The following is a 16,807-nucleotide window of genomic DNA, read 5'->3' as shown; positions in this document are numbered from 1 at the left end:
TTGGGATGGACAAAAAAGACAAAATATTTTGGGAGATAGTCACCGGTGATTTATACAATGAACTGGATGAAAAGGAAAAGAATACTTTTCACGAAATTTCTCGGAAAATTGATCACGAATCAACTTTGAGAAAAATAAAGAAAATTAATAGTGGACTTGTTGAAGCCCATGAATTAGATGCTTTTGATAAAGAGAAATCGTGGAACACAATATCTATCCAGGTTAGGAAATCGAAGGTGAGGCAGTTATCGGTCTCTGTTTTGAAATATGCTGCTATTTTGGTTTTTGCAATTTTAACTGGGTGGATATCAAAAGGATATTTAACTCAGACAACTGTGGAATATACCGAAATCGAAGTTTTAGATGGACAGATGGGGCATATATTTTTATCAGATGGAACAGAAGTTTGGTTGAATTCAGGTAGTCGGTTTAAATACCCAAATCATTTTAATAGAAGTACAAGGGAAGTTTTACTAAACGGTGAAGGTTACTTTGATGTAGCATCAGATAAAGAAAAACCGTTTTTTGTTAAAACCAGCAAATTGCAGGTAAGGGTTTTGGGTACAGAATTTAACGTTATGGCTTATGAATCGGAGAATAAGCAGGAAGTAGTTCTGGAAGAAGGTAAAGTGCAAATATTCAATTTGTCAGGTACGAAAATAGGCGAACTTGATCCAGGAGAGAGAATTGTGAGACTAAATAGCTCTTCTAAATTTATTCAAGATAAAGTAGACACACAAAATTTTACAGCCTGGAAGGATGGAGTAGTGGTTTTTGAAGAAGAAACACTTGAAGATATAGCAAGAAAACTTGAACGTTGGTATAATGTTGAGGTCAGGTTTGACGAGCAAAATACACAAACCTATAAAATTACAGGTACAATGCTTCGAAATAAACCGATTGATCAGGTGATACAGGCAATTGAGCTACTTGCCCCAGTAGATTGTATTTGTCAAACTAACTTGGGTGAAAAAGACTTGGTTACTATTAAAAAACGTTGATGCCTATGAAATAAAAAAAAAGCGGAAAAACGCTGGTACCGTTTTCCCGCGGGTTAATAAAACAAATTGTTTCATTAAAAACTATTCAAATTTATGAAAAAACATCGAGAATTTGGCGGCCATTTTTGGTTGCCCCAAAAATTAGTACGCGTTATGAAACTAACCTGCTTTTTGATTCTAGCTTTTGCACTTACAGTAAGTGCTTCGAGTTACTCGCAGTCTTCAAAACTTAGTCTTAGTCTTAAAAAAGGCTCATTAATTGATGTTTTGAGCCAAATTGAAGATCAGTCTGACTACTATTTTTATTATAGCAAAGAGGAGTTAACTGATATTGATGGTCTGTCTGCGGAAATTAGAGGTGAAAATATTAATGTCATATTGGATCGGTTACTTATTAATACAGGTCTTGAATACAAAATTATTGATAAATATATTGTAGTAAAAAGAGCATCGGAAGGTAATTCTGTTGTTGGTCAAAAAACAAGAATTAAGGGTAATGTAACTGACCTGTTAGGAGCTCCACTTCCGGGTGTAACTGTATTTGTAAAGGGGACAACTCAAGGAACTGTTTCCGATAGTGATGGAAACTATACGTTGGATGATGTTGTAACAGATGCCATCTTAGTTTTTTCTTTTGTGGGTATGCAGACTCAAGAAATACCTGTAGCAGGACAAACATCCATTGATGTGATAATGGAGGAAGATGCTATTGGAATTGAAGAGGTCGTGGCTATTGGCTATGGCTCTGTAAAAAAGAGCGATTTAACAGGATCTGTGAATTCAATTAAAGCTGAAGATCTTCGCAAAGAAGGAGCAAGCTCAATTAATCAGTTGTTGCAGGGAGCATCCACAGGTGTACAGGTTGTTCAAAACAGTTCTGAACCAGGTGGCGGTCTTTCTATTCAAATTCGTGGTTCCGGATCTATTAATGCAGGAACAGCTCCCTTGTATGTAATAGATGGCATGCCAATTGACAATGGTTCGCCAGTTACAGGAGGCGGCTCAGGATACGATAATCAAAGAACTCCAAGAAATCCATTAAGCAGCTTAAATCCAGCAGATGTAGAGTCGATTGAAATATTAAAAGATGCTTCAGCAACAGCTATTTATGGAGCACGTGGTGCCAATGGTGTAATAATCATTACAACTAAAAAAGGAGAAGCTGGAGAATTGAAAGTGAGCTACGATGGGTATGTTGGTATTCAAGGAAATGTAAAAAAACTGGATATTTTGAATGCTGAAGAGTATATGTCTGAGATGAATGCTATTCAGGAAGCAGGTGGAGCTGATGCCACTGAACATGTAAGTGGTATTGTCAACGGCGGCAATGACTGGCAAGATCTTATCTATAATAATAATGCAGTTATTCAAAGCCATAATTTGTCCTTTTCCGGAGGGAATGATAAAACTAACTTTTATGCGTCATTTAGTTATTTCGATCAGGATGGTGTTATAAAAAGTTCAGGCATTAAGCGATATACCGGAAGGGTTAACCTTAATTATAAAGCTTCGGACAAATTTAACATGGGAATCAATGTGACGAGTTCATATACTTTTGATGATTTCAATTCAGGTGGTTTTGGAACAAACGAAGCTGCAGGAGTGCTGTATGCCGCATTAAATTGGGATCCAACAAGTCCCGCATATTTTGATGATGGTTCCTATTATATTTCTGATTTCATAAATACGGATAATCCTTTAGCATTATTATACGGTGAGGATGCTATTTCGAATAAGTACAGAACCTTTGGAACCGTTTTCGGAGAATATAGCTTACTTCCCGAATTAAAGGTAAGATTGAATGTAGGTGGTGATATGCACTATCAACGAAAGGATGTCTATATTGATAAAACGACAATCGATGGATATGCTTCTTCTGGCATAGGTACTATTCTACAAGGACATAATTCAAATTACTTAGTGGAAGGTTTAGCTACTTATGAAAAGCAGTTTGATCAGCATAAATTAACTGCCTTGGCTGGTATAACAGCTCAGAAATTTATTTATGAAGACGTTACAACCAAAGCTGAAGGTTTTGTTTCTGACGTTACAAGAACCTACAATCTTAGTTCCGGTGATCCTTTGCTTTATGGTGTTGGAAGCGGTAAATCAGATAATAAACTGTTGTCTTATTTGACAAGGATTAACTATTCCTATATGGGAAAATATTTGTTGACCGCAAGTTTTCGTGCTGATGGTTCGTCTAGATTTGGGGCCAATAATAAATTCGGATATTTCCCATCAGTGGCATTAGCATGGAGAGTTGATCAGGAAGACTTTATTAAAAATATTGAAGAATTAAGTTCGCTGAAGTTACGCTTAAGTTGGGGACAAACAGGAAACCAGTCGATAGGTAATTTTCAATCATTAACTACTTTTAGCAATGGGCCTTTGTATGTTTATGATGAAGAATTGGCTAAGTCTCAACAACCTGCCCGTTTTTCAAATCCAGATTTAAAATGGGAGACCACGGAACAGATTGATATAGGAATCGATTTTGGGCTTTTAGATAATAGAATCTATGGTACCCTGGATTATTTTGAAAAGACTACTTCCGATATGCTGCTGAATCTTCCTGTGCCAACTACTACTGGATTTAATATCAAAAAGACAAATATTGGTAGTGTAAAAAACAGTGGATTTGAATTTGGTTTAACGACCCGGAACTTGGTTAATAAGTTAAAATGGACTACTTCCATAAACATGACTACCTTGAAGAATGAAGTTCTTGATTTGGGAGGAATATCTGAAATAATTACAGGTGGTGCTGGTTGGGCTAGTCAGATTTCGATTATTAAAGAAGGGGAACCGGTTTATTCTTTTTATGGTTATGAAATAGAAGGTATTTGGCAAACTGGTGATGATTTTTCTGTAACAACAGATAATGTTAGTCCCGGTGATATCAAATACAAAGATCAAAACGGGGATCAAACGATTAATGCTGATGATCGGACCATCTTGGGGAATTCAATCCCTAAATTAATTTGGTCAATGAATAATAACTTGAGCTACAAGGGATTTTCATTGGATATTTTATTGGAAGGTGTGCATGGGGTTAACATGTTCAACAATAATTTGGCTGAAACTTACTTCCCTATTTCATTTAGAAGAAATCGATATGCTGAACCAATTTTGAACCGCTGGACTCCTGAAAATCCATCTGATGAATTTCCTTCTTTTGTTGATCCGTTAGGTCAAGGTCAAAAGTATGTAAATTCTTATACTGTTGAAGACGCTTCCTATATCAAGTTGAAAAGTGTGAAGCTTTCATACAATATCAATGCGAGGAACTTATTTTTTGACTCAGCAACCGTATTTGTAAGTGGTGAGAATCTTGCACTGTTTACTAATTATAAAGGTTTGGATCCATCGTTGAATCCAAATGGTAGCGCTGATTTTAGAATAGATTTTAACGCTTATCCAAGCTCTACTACTACGATGTTGGGTGTAAGTCTAAACTTTTAAACTTAATCAAGATGAAACGAGTATTTAAATATATTTTAATATTAATTGTTGCAGTTTCATTTACAAACTGCGAAGGTTTCCTGGATGAAACCGTCTATAATCAATTGGCTCCTGATAATTTATTAAAAACAAAAGAAGGAATTGAGTCGGTGCTAACAGCAGCTTATGCGGAAACAAGTTTCGGAAGTTCCAAATATCATCAGATAGAAGCTGAATGGTCTACAGATATCTCCTGGCAATCTGGAGGTGGCGAGAATGTTTATGCCTTATTGTATATGAACTTCACAATTGATGCCTCTGAAGGAAACTTATTTTCCCGTTTATGGAGTCAACCGTATCAGGGGATCAGGAACTGTAATATTATTTTGGATAATATTGATGATACTGGACTAGCTGAGGATGTTGTAAATGAATTTAAAGCAGAAGCAAGATTCTTAAGAGCAGTTAACTATATCAAATTGTATGAGTCATTTGGTCCAACTGTATTACGAACTAGTGACAATGATGAATTATCAAAACCCAGGGCAACTGAAGAAGAAATTCTAAATTTCATAGAAACTGAATTGGTTGAAGCCATTCCTGTTCTTCCAGATTGGGGAAACGAAGAAGCCTATGGAAGGATTACCAAAGATGCGGCCAAAGCAGTTTTATGTAAATTTTACTTAAACAATAAAGAGTGGCAAAAAAGTGCGTCTTTAGCACAGGAAATTATTAGTTCCGGAAAATTCGATTTATATCCTGAATATGTAGACTTATTTAAAGTTGAAAATGAACGTAATTCAGAATTTATTTATGTACGTCCAAGAACAGCTCTTTCTCGAGAGCAAAGTTTAGACTGGATGGCGTCTGCTTTTCCTGCAGGATTTATGAAAGACCCTAAGTCTGGCCTTACTTTCCAGAGCAATTGGAAAAATTTTGGGTCTCAATATCGTCTATATGATGGTTGGACTAATTCTTTTGAAGATGGTGATAAACGGAAAGAATTAATTTTAACAAAATATATAAGGACGAGTGGTGATACCATTAATTTATTAGGGAACAATGACTCTCGTTCATTTAAATTTTGGCCTGACCCAAATGCAGATGGTGCTGCGCATGGAAATGATTGGCCAGTAATTCGTTATGCCGATATTTTGTTGTCGCTAGCAGAGGCGCAGAATGAGTTAAACGGTCCAACACAGGAGGCTCTTGATTTAATTAATCAGGTTAGAAATAGAGCTGGTTTGGCAGATATTACATTATCTCAGTTTTCGTCGAAAGATGAATTAAGAGATCATTTGGTTAAAGAAAGAGGTTGGGAATTGTATACTGAAGGACACCGTAGGGTTGATTTAATTCGTATGGGTAAATTTATAGAATATGCTGTTGCCCGAGGTAAAAATGCAAAAGCTTATCATGTTCGTTATCCTATTCCTCAACGAGCAATAGATTCTGATTCGGCTTTGGAACAGAATGAAGGATATTAATCCATATAAAAGCAATTCAATTAAACCGGGAGAGAATTTTTACTCCCGGTTTTTACCAAGGATTTAATGAGCTTAATGATATTGAAAGATTGCATATGCTATTGTATGTAAGACGGGATTGGATGTAGAGTTCATATACTACATTATGGCTGCATGATATATTAACTATGTTTTGGCTATATTGGTTTAATTTCCAGATAGCGAGTTAAAATATCACAACTAATGGTTAAAATTTGATATGATGAATTGCGTTGATTTGTATTCTTTTGACCTTGTAAATAGTGTGTTGCAAGAAGAACCTAACAGTTTGAATCATTTAAACCGAAAGTAAAGATGAAAAAAGAAAACATTTTATTGCTAATATGTATTGTACTTATGGTTGCTCCAAGACCATTACTAGCTCAAGACTCAAAATCAGAACTTACACGATTAAAATATAATCAATCAGATTTGGTTGTGGATTTAGCCGTAGGTTTATGGCCAAGTCCACTTCCAATGGATTACGATAAGGATGGTGATTTGGATTTGGTAATTAGTTGTACAGATGTTCCTTTTAGCGGAACATATCTTTGTGAAAATAAAGCTGGCAAGCTATCTGCACAAACAGCTTTGGCAAATCCAGTTTACATTGGCCCTGGTAAGGTTAATCTCACCATTTCTCATATTGGGGATGAGGATTATGTTTTGGCTCCTGGTTTAGAATATAAAGATTTTACAAAAAGTGGATTCAATAATCCGGAAGGGGTGTATCATGTTGAAAGATTGCATGAGCAGTATCCTAAAAGAAGGGTAAGTCAGTGGAATTATGTGGATTATGAAGGTGATGGTGATCTTGATCTAATTGTCGGGATTGATGATTGGGCCGGATATGGCTGGGATAATGCCTTTAACGAAAAGGGAGAGTGGACCAGGGACAAACTTCATGGTTACGTTATTCTGATTTTAAATGAAGATGGAGAGTATCATATCCAGGGCAGATTGCAAGCTGAAGGTGAAGATATTGACGTGGAAGGTAATACTAATCCATCCATGGCTGATTTCGATAATGATGGAGATTTAGACCTTATTTGTGGTGAATTTGTTGATCGATTTTCTTGGTTCGAAAATATTGGTACAAGAGAAAATCCGGTATTTGCAAAGGGCAGGCTTTTGAATAATGGAGATGGGCTTGTTACTATGGATTTGGAAATGATGCGTCCTACTGCCATTGATTGGAACCAAGATGGAAATATGGATTTGTTAGTGGGAGATGAAGATGGACGTATTGCTTTTATCGAGAATACTGGAGAAGTTAATAATAATATGCCGGTATTTAAGTCGGTTGTCTACTTAAAACAAGAAGCTGATTTCGTAAAGTTTGGTGCTTTAGTTACGCCATACAGTGTTGACTGGGATGAGGATGGAGACGAAGATTTAATTTGCGGAAATTCGGCTGGCTACATTTGTTTCTTTGAGAATTTGGATGGTAAGGAAATTCCAACATGGAGTAAGCCTCAATTTTTAGAGGCTGACGGAGAAATCATTCGCCAATTAGCTGGATATAATGGATCTATTCAGGGACCTGCCGAACGCAAATGGGGATATACTGTACTGACAGTTGCAGACTGGGATGGAGATGGATTAAAAGATATAATAACCAATGGCATCTGGGGTAAAATTCAATGGTATAAAAATGTGGGAGAAAAAGGTGCTCCAAAATTAAGCTTTAAAGGAAGTGTAAAAATAGATACCAAAGAGAATCCAAAACCTAAGTGGAACTGGTGGAGCCCTGAAAAAGATGAATTATGTACACAATGGAGAACTACACCGTATACTATTGATTGGAACCAGGATGGTTTAATGGATTTGGTGATGCTGGATCATGAAGGATATTTAGCCTTTTTTGAACGCTTCAAAAAGAAAGGCAAATTATATGTAAAACCAGGCAAAAGAATTTTTAAGGAAATTGGCAAGGAAAAAGAAGATGGTTTGTTGAGATTGAGTGCTCGTGAAGCGGGTGGTAGTGGAAGAAGAAAACTCTGTTTTGCTGACTGGGATGGAGATGGTGATCTTGACATTCTTGCCAATAGTAGGAATATTGAATTATGGGAGAATACTGGTGAATCGGATGGTTTCATTAATTATAAAAATAAAGGCAACGTAATCAATACTCATTTGGCAGGTCATACTACTAGTCCTACCACTGTTGATTGGAATAAGGATGGTGTTCCGGATCTACTAATAGGTGCTGAAGATGGACACTTGTATCTGTATGAAAACAAGTAATTTAAACTAAAAATGAGGTTGTCTAATTTTAAAAATATAAATACTTCAGCAATACTATGTTTTGTTTTCTTGATGGTGTTTTCGGGAATAAACTCAAGTAAAACGCTTGCAACAAACAAAGTGAAGCAAAAGCCAAATATAATTTTGATCTATATTGATGACTTGGCTTATTCCGATGTTGGCTGTTACGGTCGTGAGTTTGGTAATTCTTTCACAGAAACTCCAAATATAGATCGATTGGCATCTCAAGGAATGAAGTTTACCAATGCATATGCTTCTGCGCCAATTTGTTCTCCTTCAAGAGCAGCATTGTTGACAGGAAAAACACCTGCAAGATTAGGATTTGAATTTGTAACTAAATATGAAGGTGACACCTTTTCCTGGGACGATGAAAGTTGGAAAGAAAAGTACAAGGATTTTCAATTGTCGTGTCCACCATACACTACAACTTTGGTATTATCCGAAAATACCATTGCAGAAGAATTAGTTGAAAATGGCTATGAGACTGGGATGGTTGGTAAATGGCATGTTGCCCCTCACCACCTGCATTACAATGGTTGGAGTTTAACACATGGCCCCAAGCAACAAGGTTTTGAATGGGCTGAAGATACATTCGGAGCACATCCGTATGCATATACCAAAAATGATCCGAAACAGGAATATGAAGAAGGAGAATACCCTGAAGATGAATTAACTCAAAAAGCTATTGAGTATTTGGGGATGAATCATGAAAAGCCATTCTTCCTATTTGTAAGTCATTATTTTGTACATACACCAATTGATGACCGTTTGGATTGGCTGATTCAAAAATACAGAGATAAAGCGTCGGGGGATAAAAAAATTCCGGAACGCGTGATACAATATGCTGCATTTGTTGATAGAATGGATCATTATGTAGGTCAATTGTTAGATGCAATAGATCAAAACAACTTAACTGAAAATACCTTGGCAGTGTTTACTTCAGATAATGGAGGGCACCCGGCTTTTGCTTTTAACAGGCCATTTCGGGGAAGTAAATGGAACTTATATGAAGGAGGTGTACGAGAACCATTTATTGTTCGCTGGCCGGGTGTTGTAAAAGAAGGTTCTGTATGCAATTCGCCAATTATTCAAATGGACTTGATGCCAACTTTTAGTGAAATAAGTGGGAATGATCTGCCAATGGCTTCAGATGTTGATGGTCAATCTATTCTACCTCTTTTGAAGGGAAAAGAAGTAGAAAAGGAAGACAGAACATTTATTTGGCATTTCCCATATTATCATCCTGAAGGAGAGGAATATGGTAGGGCAATTGAAAATATTGGTGTTGAAGATTTGGCAATAGCTCGAACAAAGCCTCAATCTGCGATAAGAAAAGGCAATTATAAACTGATCTATTTTTATGATGATGACAGGTCGGAACTTTATGATTTAAGTAAAGATATTTCAGAAAGTAATGATCTAAGTAAAGAACGTCCCTGGGATACGGCTAAACTGAAATTGGAACTATTCAATTACCTGAATCGTGTTAATGCCAGGTATCCAAGGAAAAACATTAAATAAAAAACGCCATGACAAAATTTATAAATACAGTATGTCTGTTGTCAATAATCTTTTTGATTTCCTGTGGATCCAATAAGGAGCAGGTCAATAGTAAAGAGAAGCCTAATATTATTTTTGTGTATACAGATGATCAGGCTGCTTGGGATATCGGAGTTAGTGGTAATCCACAAATTCACACTCCTAATATGGATAAGTTGGCAAGTGAAGGGGCGTATTTTCGAAATTCATTTGTAACGACTCCGGTATGCAGTCCGGCTCGGGCAAGTTTAATGACAAGTCAGTATGCCAGTGAATACGATATTTTGGATTTCATACCTCAGCCGGGACATCGCTTATACGATCCCGATCATGAGATCGGACTTGATCCGAGCAGCATAACTTTTGCTGAGGTGTTGCAACAAAATGGATACAAAACCGGCTTAGTTGGTAAATGGCATTTGGGAGATTGGTTAAATGATGATACGAAAAAATTCCATCCAACCAACAATGGCTATGATTATTTTATGGGTATTACCGGTGGAGGAACTTCCTCCAAAAATCCAACTTTGGAAAAAGATGGAGTTGTTGGAAAAATAGAAGGCTTTACTTCTGATATATTAACCGAGAATGCATTGAACTTTATCAATGAAAATAAAGACTCAACTTTCTTATTGTGTGTTCATTATCGAGCTCCACATGGGCCATGGTTGCCAGTGCCCGAAGATACATGGGCTCCATATGAATCGTTAGATCCTGAAATTCCGAATCCTGATTATCCTGACCTGGATATCACCAAGGTTAAAAATCACATGAAGGAATACATGGCCAGTACTAGTGGTGTTGATGAAAATTTGGGTAAAATTATGAGCTTGGTTGAAGATTTAGGTTTAGCTGATAATACCATTTTCATTTACAGTTCGGATCATGGATACAACATGGGGCACAACGGAATTGAGCATAAAGGGAATGGTTTCTGGGTAACTAAAACTGTTCATCCGGCTCATGGAAATATTGCGGAAAATTCGCGTCCTAATTTGTACGATAATTCTTTAAAAGTTCCTGCAATTATTAAATGGCCGGGAGTTGTAAAACCGGGGACAGTGATCGAAAAAGTAATGACATCATTAGACTGGTATCCAACAGTGGTTGCCATGGCAGGTGCTGATTTGCCGGAAGGAAAAATTGTCAGAGGCAGAAGTTTATTGCCATTACTAAAAGGTGAAATCCCGGGGGATTGGAATGATGATGTATACAGCGAATACAGCCAAATAAATTATAGTAAGGCATATATGCGTACCTATCGCACGTCGGAATGGAAATTGGTAAGGGACTTCCTAAATGAAGGTAGAGATGAGCTCTATCATATTTCAGTTGATCCGGAGGAAAGCACAAATTTAATCAATGAGGATACTGCAGAAATAAAAGAAGTTATCCAGGAACTAGATGCGAAGATCATTGAGAAAATGACTGAAATTGGTGATCTATTATTAGAACAAGTAAAGAGCAAGTAGAAACTGAACGAAATCTTACTTAGAAATAATATAAGTGAAATGGTTGTTTCCAGTTGATAAAATATACACTACAATAAAATGCTTGTCATTTATGATCTGCATTTTAAGAAGTGCCAACTCTTATTATCTTTCATGATAGGAGTTGGCTTTACTCTTTTGGGGATGTTGTCTAGATTGGATTTATGAATGTATTTGAATTTTTGGATGTAAAGTGATGAATGTTCTAAGCAAAGAAGCAGAGCTGCCTTTTAAGGTCAAAATGAAATTACAGTGTGAAAAATCTTATAATTTTGTAGAGAATTATTTGGAAAGGAAGGGTAATTTTCAATCAATGACCTCTGATAAGGAAATATGGTTACGTTTTATAAACGGTGAAGAAAATGCATTTTGTTATATTTTTGACGAATATCATCTCCAATTGTTCGAGTATGGACAAAGATTTACAAAGAACGATGAGTTAGTTCGCGATAGTATTCAGGATCTTTTTTTTGAATTGGCACGAAAAAAAGAGAAGCTCGCTTTGACTGATAATATTTCCTTCTATTTACTTAAGTCAGTTCGTCAAAAAATATTCCAGAATATCAGGAAAAGTAGAAATTCGCAAACGAATATAACAACCGATCAGATTGATGAATTTAGGTTAGATTATTCGATAGAAGTTGATCCTTTGGAGAAAGAATTGAAACTGGATAGATTAGCACAAGCAATTTCAACCTTACCACCTCGTCAAAAGGAGACAATATATCTTAAGTACTACAAAAATCTATCGAATAGCGAGGTTGCAGATGTAATGCAAGTAAAGTATCAATCAGTCTCAAATACAATACAAAAAGCAATAAGCAAATTGAGGTCAATTTTGGAAACTGATGCAGAATCAATAATTTTTTTCTTCCACACATATCTCAAATAACTTTTTGGGTAGCTAAAATTGAAAGTGTGTTTTACAGCATGTAATCTGCAGGGGTATAAATTTCTTTTCTCAGCTTTTAAGGTTGAGATGTAAAGAGAGGTGCTATGAATAGAAAGATTACAGAATTTTTATTCAGCCGAAAAAATAAAGCTGAAATATCGAAAGATACATTAAGAAATATTTCTTCCATTAAGAAGACTCATCCTGAAAAAGCAATTGCTCAGTTAATTTCATATGTCCTGAAATTTAAAAGGACGGAAATCTTATCAACTACTAAGTATGAACATGATTTTGCTGCAATTAGAAAGAAGTCATTAGAAATATATAATGACGACAATTCAAAATCAATAAACTTAAATAAAGGGTTACGGTTTATAGTTGCAGCGAGTGTTGTCTTATTTTTTAGTGTGGGAAGTTACTTCCTGGGAGAATATAAGTTCTTCAGTAATCAAGAAACTGCATCAGAAATAATAGAATTTAAAACACCTAAGGGGCAGCAAACTGAAATAGTTTTGCCAGATGGAACATTCGTTGCCCTTAATTTCGATTCCAGACTCAACTATCATATATCAAGAAGTAAAAGCCTGCAAAAAGTTGAACTTCATGGGGAAGCATTTTTTAAAGTTACGAAAAATGAGAATCGTACATTTCGTGTAATAACTGATAAGATGAATGTCAATGTTTTGGGGACTGAGTTTAACATACGTGCATATGATGAGGATAATAAAGTAGAGACGACTTTATTAGAGGGTAGTATCGAAATAAGAAACATTTCAAATCACCGAAGCGGCGTATTGTTGAAGCCAGGACAAAGATGGAGTTATAATAAATTAGACAATACACAGGAAACATTTAATGTAAATGCCAATCAATCTACTCTGTGGAGAAATGGTGAGTACTATTTTGAAAAAATATCATTCGGGGAATTAGCAAAAAACCTCGAACGGATGTATGACATTACGATTCATTTTGAAGATTCTAAATTAAGGAATGAGGTTTATTCAGGGAGCGTGTTTAAAGATGATAAAATTGAAGAGATATTAGAGATAATAGATTTAACAATACCAATAAATTACAAAAAAGAAAAGAAAGAAATATGGATTAGTAGTGAATAAAAAACCGGAAGATGATCCACCATCCTCCGGTTCAATAATCAATTAACGAATAGTTGGACGCTATTCATTTTATTAATTAAGCAAAACAAATGTATGAAAAAAAAGGTGAAACTACATGCCTTCCGTAGTGGAGGTATGGCTAAATTATGGCGTATTATGCGGTTAACTTTCTTTATTGTCCTTGTTGGGTTGCTTGAGGTATCAGCTAGTGTATATTCACAACAAACTCGGTTGAGTTTGGATTTGGAGAATTGTACCCTGGAAGATGCTTTCAGTAGAATTGAGGACAATTCCAAGTATGTGTTTTTTTATAATGCGGATCAAGTTCAACTTGATCAAATAGTGAACTTGAACATAGAGAATCTGAATATTGAAGAGATATTGACAGAGTTATTAAAAGACAAGGGGATCTCATTTAATATAATTGATCGAAGAATCGTTTTATTTCCTGAGAAAGATAATTCTCAAATATTAAATCAAAATAAGAAGGATATATCAGGTAATGTTTCAGATTCATCAGGGGAAGGACTTCCTGGTGTAACTGTTGTCGTCAAAGGAACCACTTCTGGTACCATTACGGATGTGGATGGTAACTATACTTTATCAAATGTTTCAGGTGATGCGGTTTTAATATTTTCTTTTGTTGGAATGAAAACAGAGGAAATTCAGGTAGCCGGTAAAAACAAGATAAACTTGGTAATGGAAGAGGAATCTATTGGCTTGGAAGAGGTTGTTGCTGTTGGATATGGTACAGTTAAAAAAATTGATTTAACAGGTTCTGTAGGAAAAGTGTCTGTTAATGACTTGCAAAAAGCTCCGGTGAAATCGTTTGATGATGCATTGGCAGGTCGTTTAGCAGGAGTGCAGGTAGTTACTTCTGATGGGCAACCTGGTAGCCTACCTACGATTGTGATTCGCGGTGGAAATTCAATTACCCAAGATAATTCACCTTTGTATGTTGTTGACGGTTTTCCAATCGAGGATAATGACAATAATGCAATAAATCCAGCTGATATCGAGTCAATTGATGTTCTAAAGGATGCATCTGCAACAGCTATATACGGAGCACGGGGGGCAAATGGTGTAATCATTATTACAACCAAGAGAGGGCAAACAGGTGAGCCGGTAGTTACCTACAATGGTTCGATCGGATGGAATCACGATACAAAACGAATTGATGTAATGGATGCTTACGATTTTGTGAATCTACAGTTGGAGATTGACAGTGTGAATGCCACCAACCTTTATTTGGTAAATCAGAATATGAGCCTGGAGGATTACAAAAATGTTGAAAGTTTGGATTGGTATAAAAAAGTTGTTCAGACGGCACTGACCCATAACCATAACCTTTCAATAACTGGAGGTAATAAGCAAACAAGATATTCGTTTTCCGGATCATATATTGATCAGAGCGGAATCTTTACAAATACTGGATTCAAACGCTACCAGGGGCGTTTATCTCTGGATCAAACGATCAATGAGAAGATAAAAGTTGGTATAAATACCAATTACAGTGAGGCAACAACTTATGGGGTTGTAGTGACCGATTATGACGGTGGAGCAGGAGCAGCAATCATGCTTGATATTTGGGGATACAGACCGGTTCTGCCTAATGATGAAGGTATTGATGCAGAAGACATGCTAATTGACCCAAGTATTAATACTTCGGTTGCATTTCGTGTAAACCCACTTTTACAGTTGGAAAATGCGTTAAGAGAAAAGATATCGAAAAACCTTTTAGCTAATTCCTATGTCGAATATGAAGTAATCCCAAATCTTAAATTGAAGGTAACCGGCGGGATGAACAGCCGAAACTTTCAACGGAATGTTTTTAATAATTCTTCAACAAGGACAGGAAGTACTTACTTCCCTTTTTCGTTGGGTGTTAATGGTAGTGAAACGTTTACGAACAGTGTTAGTTTAAGCAATGAAAATACCTTGACATATAATCTCAAAATCAAAAAACACAAGTTTACTTTGCTGGGGGGATACAGTCAACAAACGAATAAGACGTCAGTTTATGGCGCAACAGCAAATCAAATACCAAATGAGGAGTTAGGCTTAAGTGGAATAGATGAGGGTACTCCATCATCTATTAATTCTTCGGTTTCTGAATGGGCCCTTCAATCGTTTATCGGAAGGATTAATTATAATTACAAATCGAAATATTACTTTACCAGTTCCTTTCGGGCTGACGGGTCTTCAAAATTTGCCCCTGGTCATCGATGGGCCTATTTCCCCTCTGGTGCAATTGCATATCGGCTAAGTGAAGAGAAATTTATGAAACCACTTAATTTTCTTTCAAATCTTAAATTAAGAGCAAGTTGGGGGTTGACAGGTAATAACAGGGTGAGTGATTTTGCTTACCTCTCAAGTGTTGATGTAAATGTATCTAACCGCTATTCATTTGGTAATCAAACGCCATCCCAAGCCAGTATAGTTGGTAGTTTAGGAAATCCTGCTTTAAAATGGGAGACTACTGAACAGTACGACGTTGGTCTAGATATTGGGCTGTGGAAGAATCGGTTGGATATTTCAGCTGATTACTATTATAAGAAAACCAATGATTTGTTACTACGAGCTGAACTGCCAAATTCATCCGGGTACCTTAGAGCTTTTAAAAATATCGGATCGGTATCAAATGAGGGTTTTGAGTTTTCAATAAACTCAGTAAATATTGAGCGCAAAAACTTTAGCTGGACAACGAATCTAAATATGTCATTTAATAGCAGTGAAGTTTTATCATTAGCGGAAAATCAGGATTTTATGACTACCAGTATGACTGTGTCTGGTTCGACTAATAATGCCTTGTTTATAGCTAAGATAGGGGAGCCCATCGCACAATTTTATGGACTGATTTATGAAGGAACCTACAAATACGATGACTTTAATTTGTTGGAGGATGGAACTTATGTTATCAAAGACGAGATCCCTGGTAATGGAGGTGTAAGAAATCAAATTCAGCCTGGTGATGCAAAATATAAAGATGTCAATGGTGATTTGAACATTACTGCTAATGATTACACTGTTATTGGTAATCCTAACCCCGATTTTATTGGTGGGCTTAATAACAACTTTCATTATAAGTCTTTTGATTTGGGGGTATTTCTTCAGTTTTCTTACGGTAATGATATTTTTAATGCAAACAGGGTATTGTTTGAAAATGGAAGGTTTATTGATCTTAATAGAAATCAGTATGCATCACTAAATGACAGGTGGACAGTTAATAATCCGGAGAGCAACATGCCTGCTCTTAACCGCCTGGGAGGTAATTTTTATTCTTCAAGAACTGTTGAGGATGGATCATATCTTCGTCTGAAAACCGTTTCATTGGGTTATAATTTTAGTAATAGAATTATCAATAGATTAAAGATTAAGTCTTTAAGGGTGTATTGTTCTGCACAGAATTTATTAACATGGACTAAGTATTCCGGACTGACTCCGGATGTGTCAACTAGGAATTCTACTTTAACTCCGGGATTTGATATCTCTCCGTATCCGGTTTGCCGGACAATAACATTTGGCACAGAAATAAAATTCTAAAAAAGGAAAG

Annotated in this window: 9 protein-coding genes; all 9 read left to right on the top strand. The window is 36.2% G+C overall.

Going from position 1 to position 16,807, the window contains the following annotated elements; translation table 11 throughout:
- Nucleotides 1-5 precede the first annotated feature (5 nt).
- The 9 genes from ACUNWD_RS13055 (at nt 6) to ACUNWD_RS13015 (ending at nt 16,797) form a co-directional block, all read left to right on the top strand.
- Nucleotides 6-1,001: a FecR family protein gene (locus tag ACUNWD_RS13055; protein ID WP_445588265.1), complete on the top strand. Its 996-nt coding sequence runs from the start codon at nt 6-8 to the stop codon at nt 999-1,001.
- A 93-nt stretch (nt 1,002-1,094) separates the two neighbouring features.
- Entirely contained in the window at nt 1,095-4,466 is a 3,372-nt protein-coding gene (locus ACUNWD_RS13050; RefSeq protein ID WP_445588264.1) for a SusC/RagA family TonB-linked outer membrane protein, read from the top strand.
- A gap of 11 nt (nt 4,467-4,477) precedes the next feature.
- The gene (locus tag ACUNWD_RS13045; RefSeq protein WP_445588263.1) at nt 4,478-5,932 is read left to right on the top strand and encodes a RagB/SusD family nutrient uptake outer membrane protein; all 1,455 of its coding nucleotides are present in this window, start codon (nt 4,478-4,480) and stop codon (nt 5,930-5,932) included.
- 333 nt (nt 5,933-6,265) lie between these two features.
- Nucleotides 6,266-8,197, top strand: a complete 1,932-nt coding sequence (locus ACUNWD_RS13040) for an FG-GAP repeat domain-containing protein (protein ID WP_445588262.1) — start codon at nt 6,266-6,268, stop codon at nt 8,195-8,197.
- A gap of 18 nt (nt 8,198-8,215) precedes the next feature.
- Nucleotides 8,216-9,739 (top strand): sulfatase, encoded by a 1,524-nt coding sequence (locus ACUNWD_RS13035; protein ID WP_445588261.1) that lies wholly within the window; start codon nt 8,216-8,218, stop codon nt 9,737-9,739.
- 8 nt (nt 9,740-9,747) lie between these two features.
- Nucleotides 9,748-11,229, top strand: a complete 1,482-nt coding sequence (locus tag ACUNWD_RS13030; RefSeq protein WP_445588260.1) for a sulfatase family protein — start codon at nt 9,748-9,750, stop codon at nt 11,227-11,229.
- A 331-nt stretch (nt 11,230-11,560) separates the two neighbouring features.
- Complete coding sequence (locus ACUNWD_RS13025) at nt 11,561-12,139, top strand: RNA polymerase sigma factor (RefSeq protein ID WP_445588259.1); 579 nt, start codon at nt 11,561-11,563, stop codon at nt 12,137-12,139.
- A 104-nt stretch (nt 12,140-12,243) separates the two neighbouring features.
- Nucleotides 12,244-13,254, top strand: coding sequence for a FecR family protein (locus ACUNWD_RS13020; protein ID WP_445588258.1), 1,011 nt, complete (start codon nt 12,244-12,246; stop codon nt 13,252-13,254).
- Between the two features lie 93 nt (nt 13,255-13,347).
- Entirely contained in the window at nt 13,348-16,797 is a 3,450-nt protein-coding gene (locus ACUNWD_RS13015) for a TonB-dependent receptor (protein ID WP_445588257.1), read from the top strand.
- Nucleotides 16,798-16,807 lie beyond the last annotated feature (10 nt).

It is taken from the genome of Sunxiuqinia sp. A32, from assembly GCF_052690465.1.
Note: the sequence above shows the minus strand (reverse complement) of the source record. Positions and strands in the feature narration are given on the sequence as shown.

Excerpts from the sequence above, each read along its gene's own strand:
- ACUNWD_RS13055 (WP_445588265.1), top strand. The coding sequence starts at position 6 with ATGGACAAAAAAGACAAAATATTTTGGGAGATAGTCACCGGTGATTTA.
- ACUNWD_RS13015 (WP_445588257.1), top strand. The coding sequence starts at position 13,348 with ATGAAAAAAAAGGTGAAACTACATGCCTTCCGTAGTGGAGGTATGGCT.
- ACUNWD_RS13030 (WP_445588260.1), top strand. The coding sequence starts at position 9,748 with ATGACAAAATTTATAAATACAGTATGTCTGTTGTCAATAATCTTTTTG.
- ACUNWD_RS13020 (WP_445588258.1), top strand. The coding sequence starts at position 12,244 with ATGAATAGAAAGATTACAGAATTTTTATTCAGCCGAAAAAATAAAGCT.
- ACUNWD_RS13050 (WP_445588264.1), top strand. The coding sequence starts at position 1,095 with ATGAAAAAACATCGAGAATTTGGCGGCCATTTTTGGTTGCCCCAAAAA.
- ACUNWD_RS13040 (WP_445588262.1), top strand. The coding sequence starts at position 6,266 with ATGAAAAAAGAAAACATTTTATTGCTAATATGTATTGTACTTATGGTT.
- ACUNWD_RS13045 (WP_445588263.1), top strand. The coding sequence starts at position 4,478 with ATGAAACGAGTATTTAAATATATTTTAATATTAATTGTTGCAGTTTCA.
- ACUNWD_RS13025 (WP_445588259.1), top strand. The coding sequence starts at position 11,561 with ATGACCTCTGATAAGGAAATATGGTTACGTTTTATAAACGGTGAAGAA.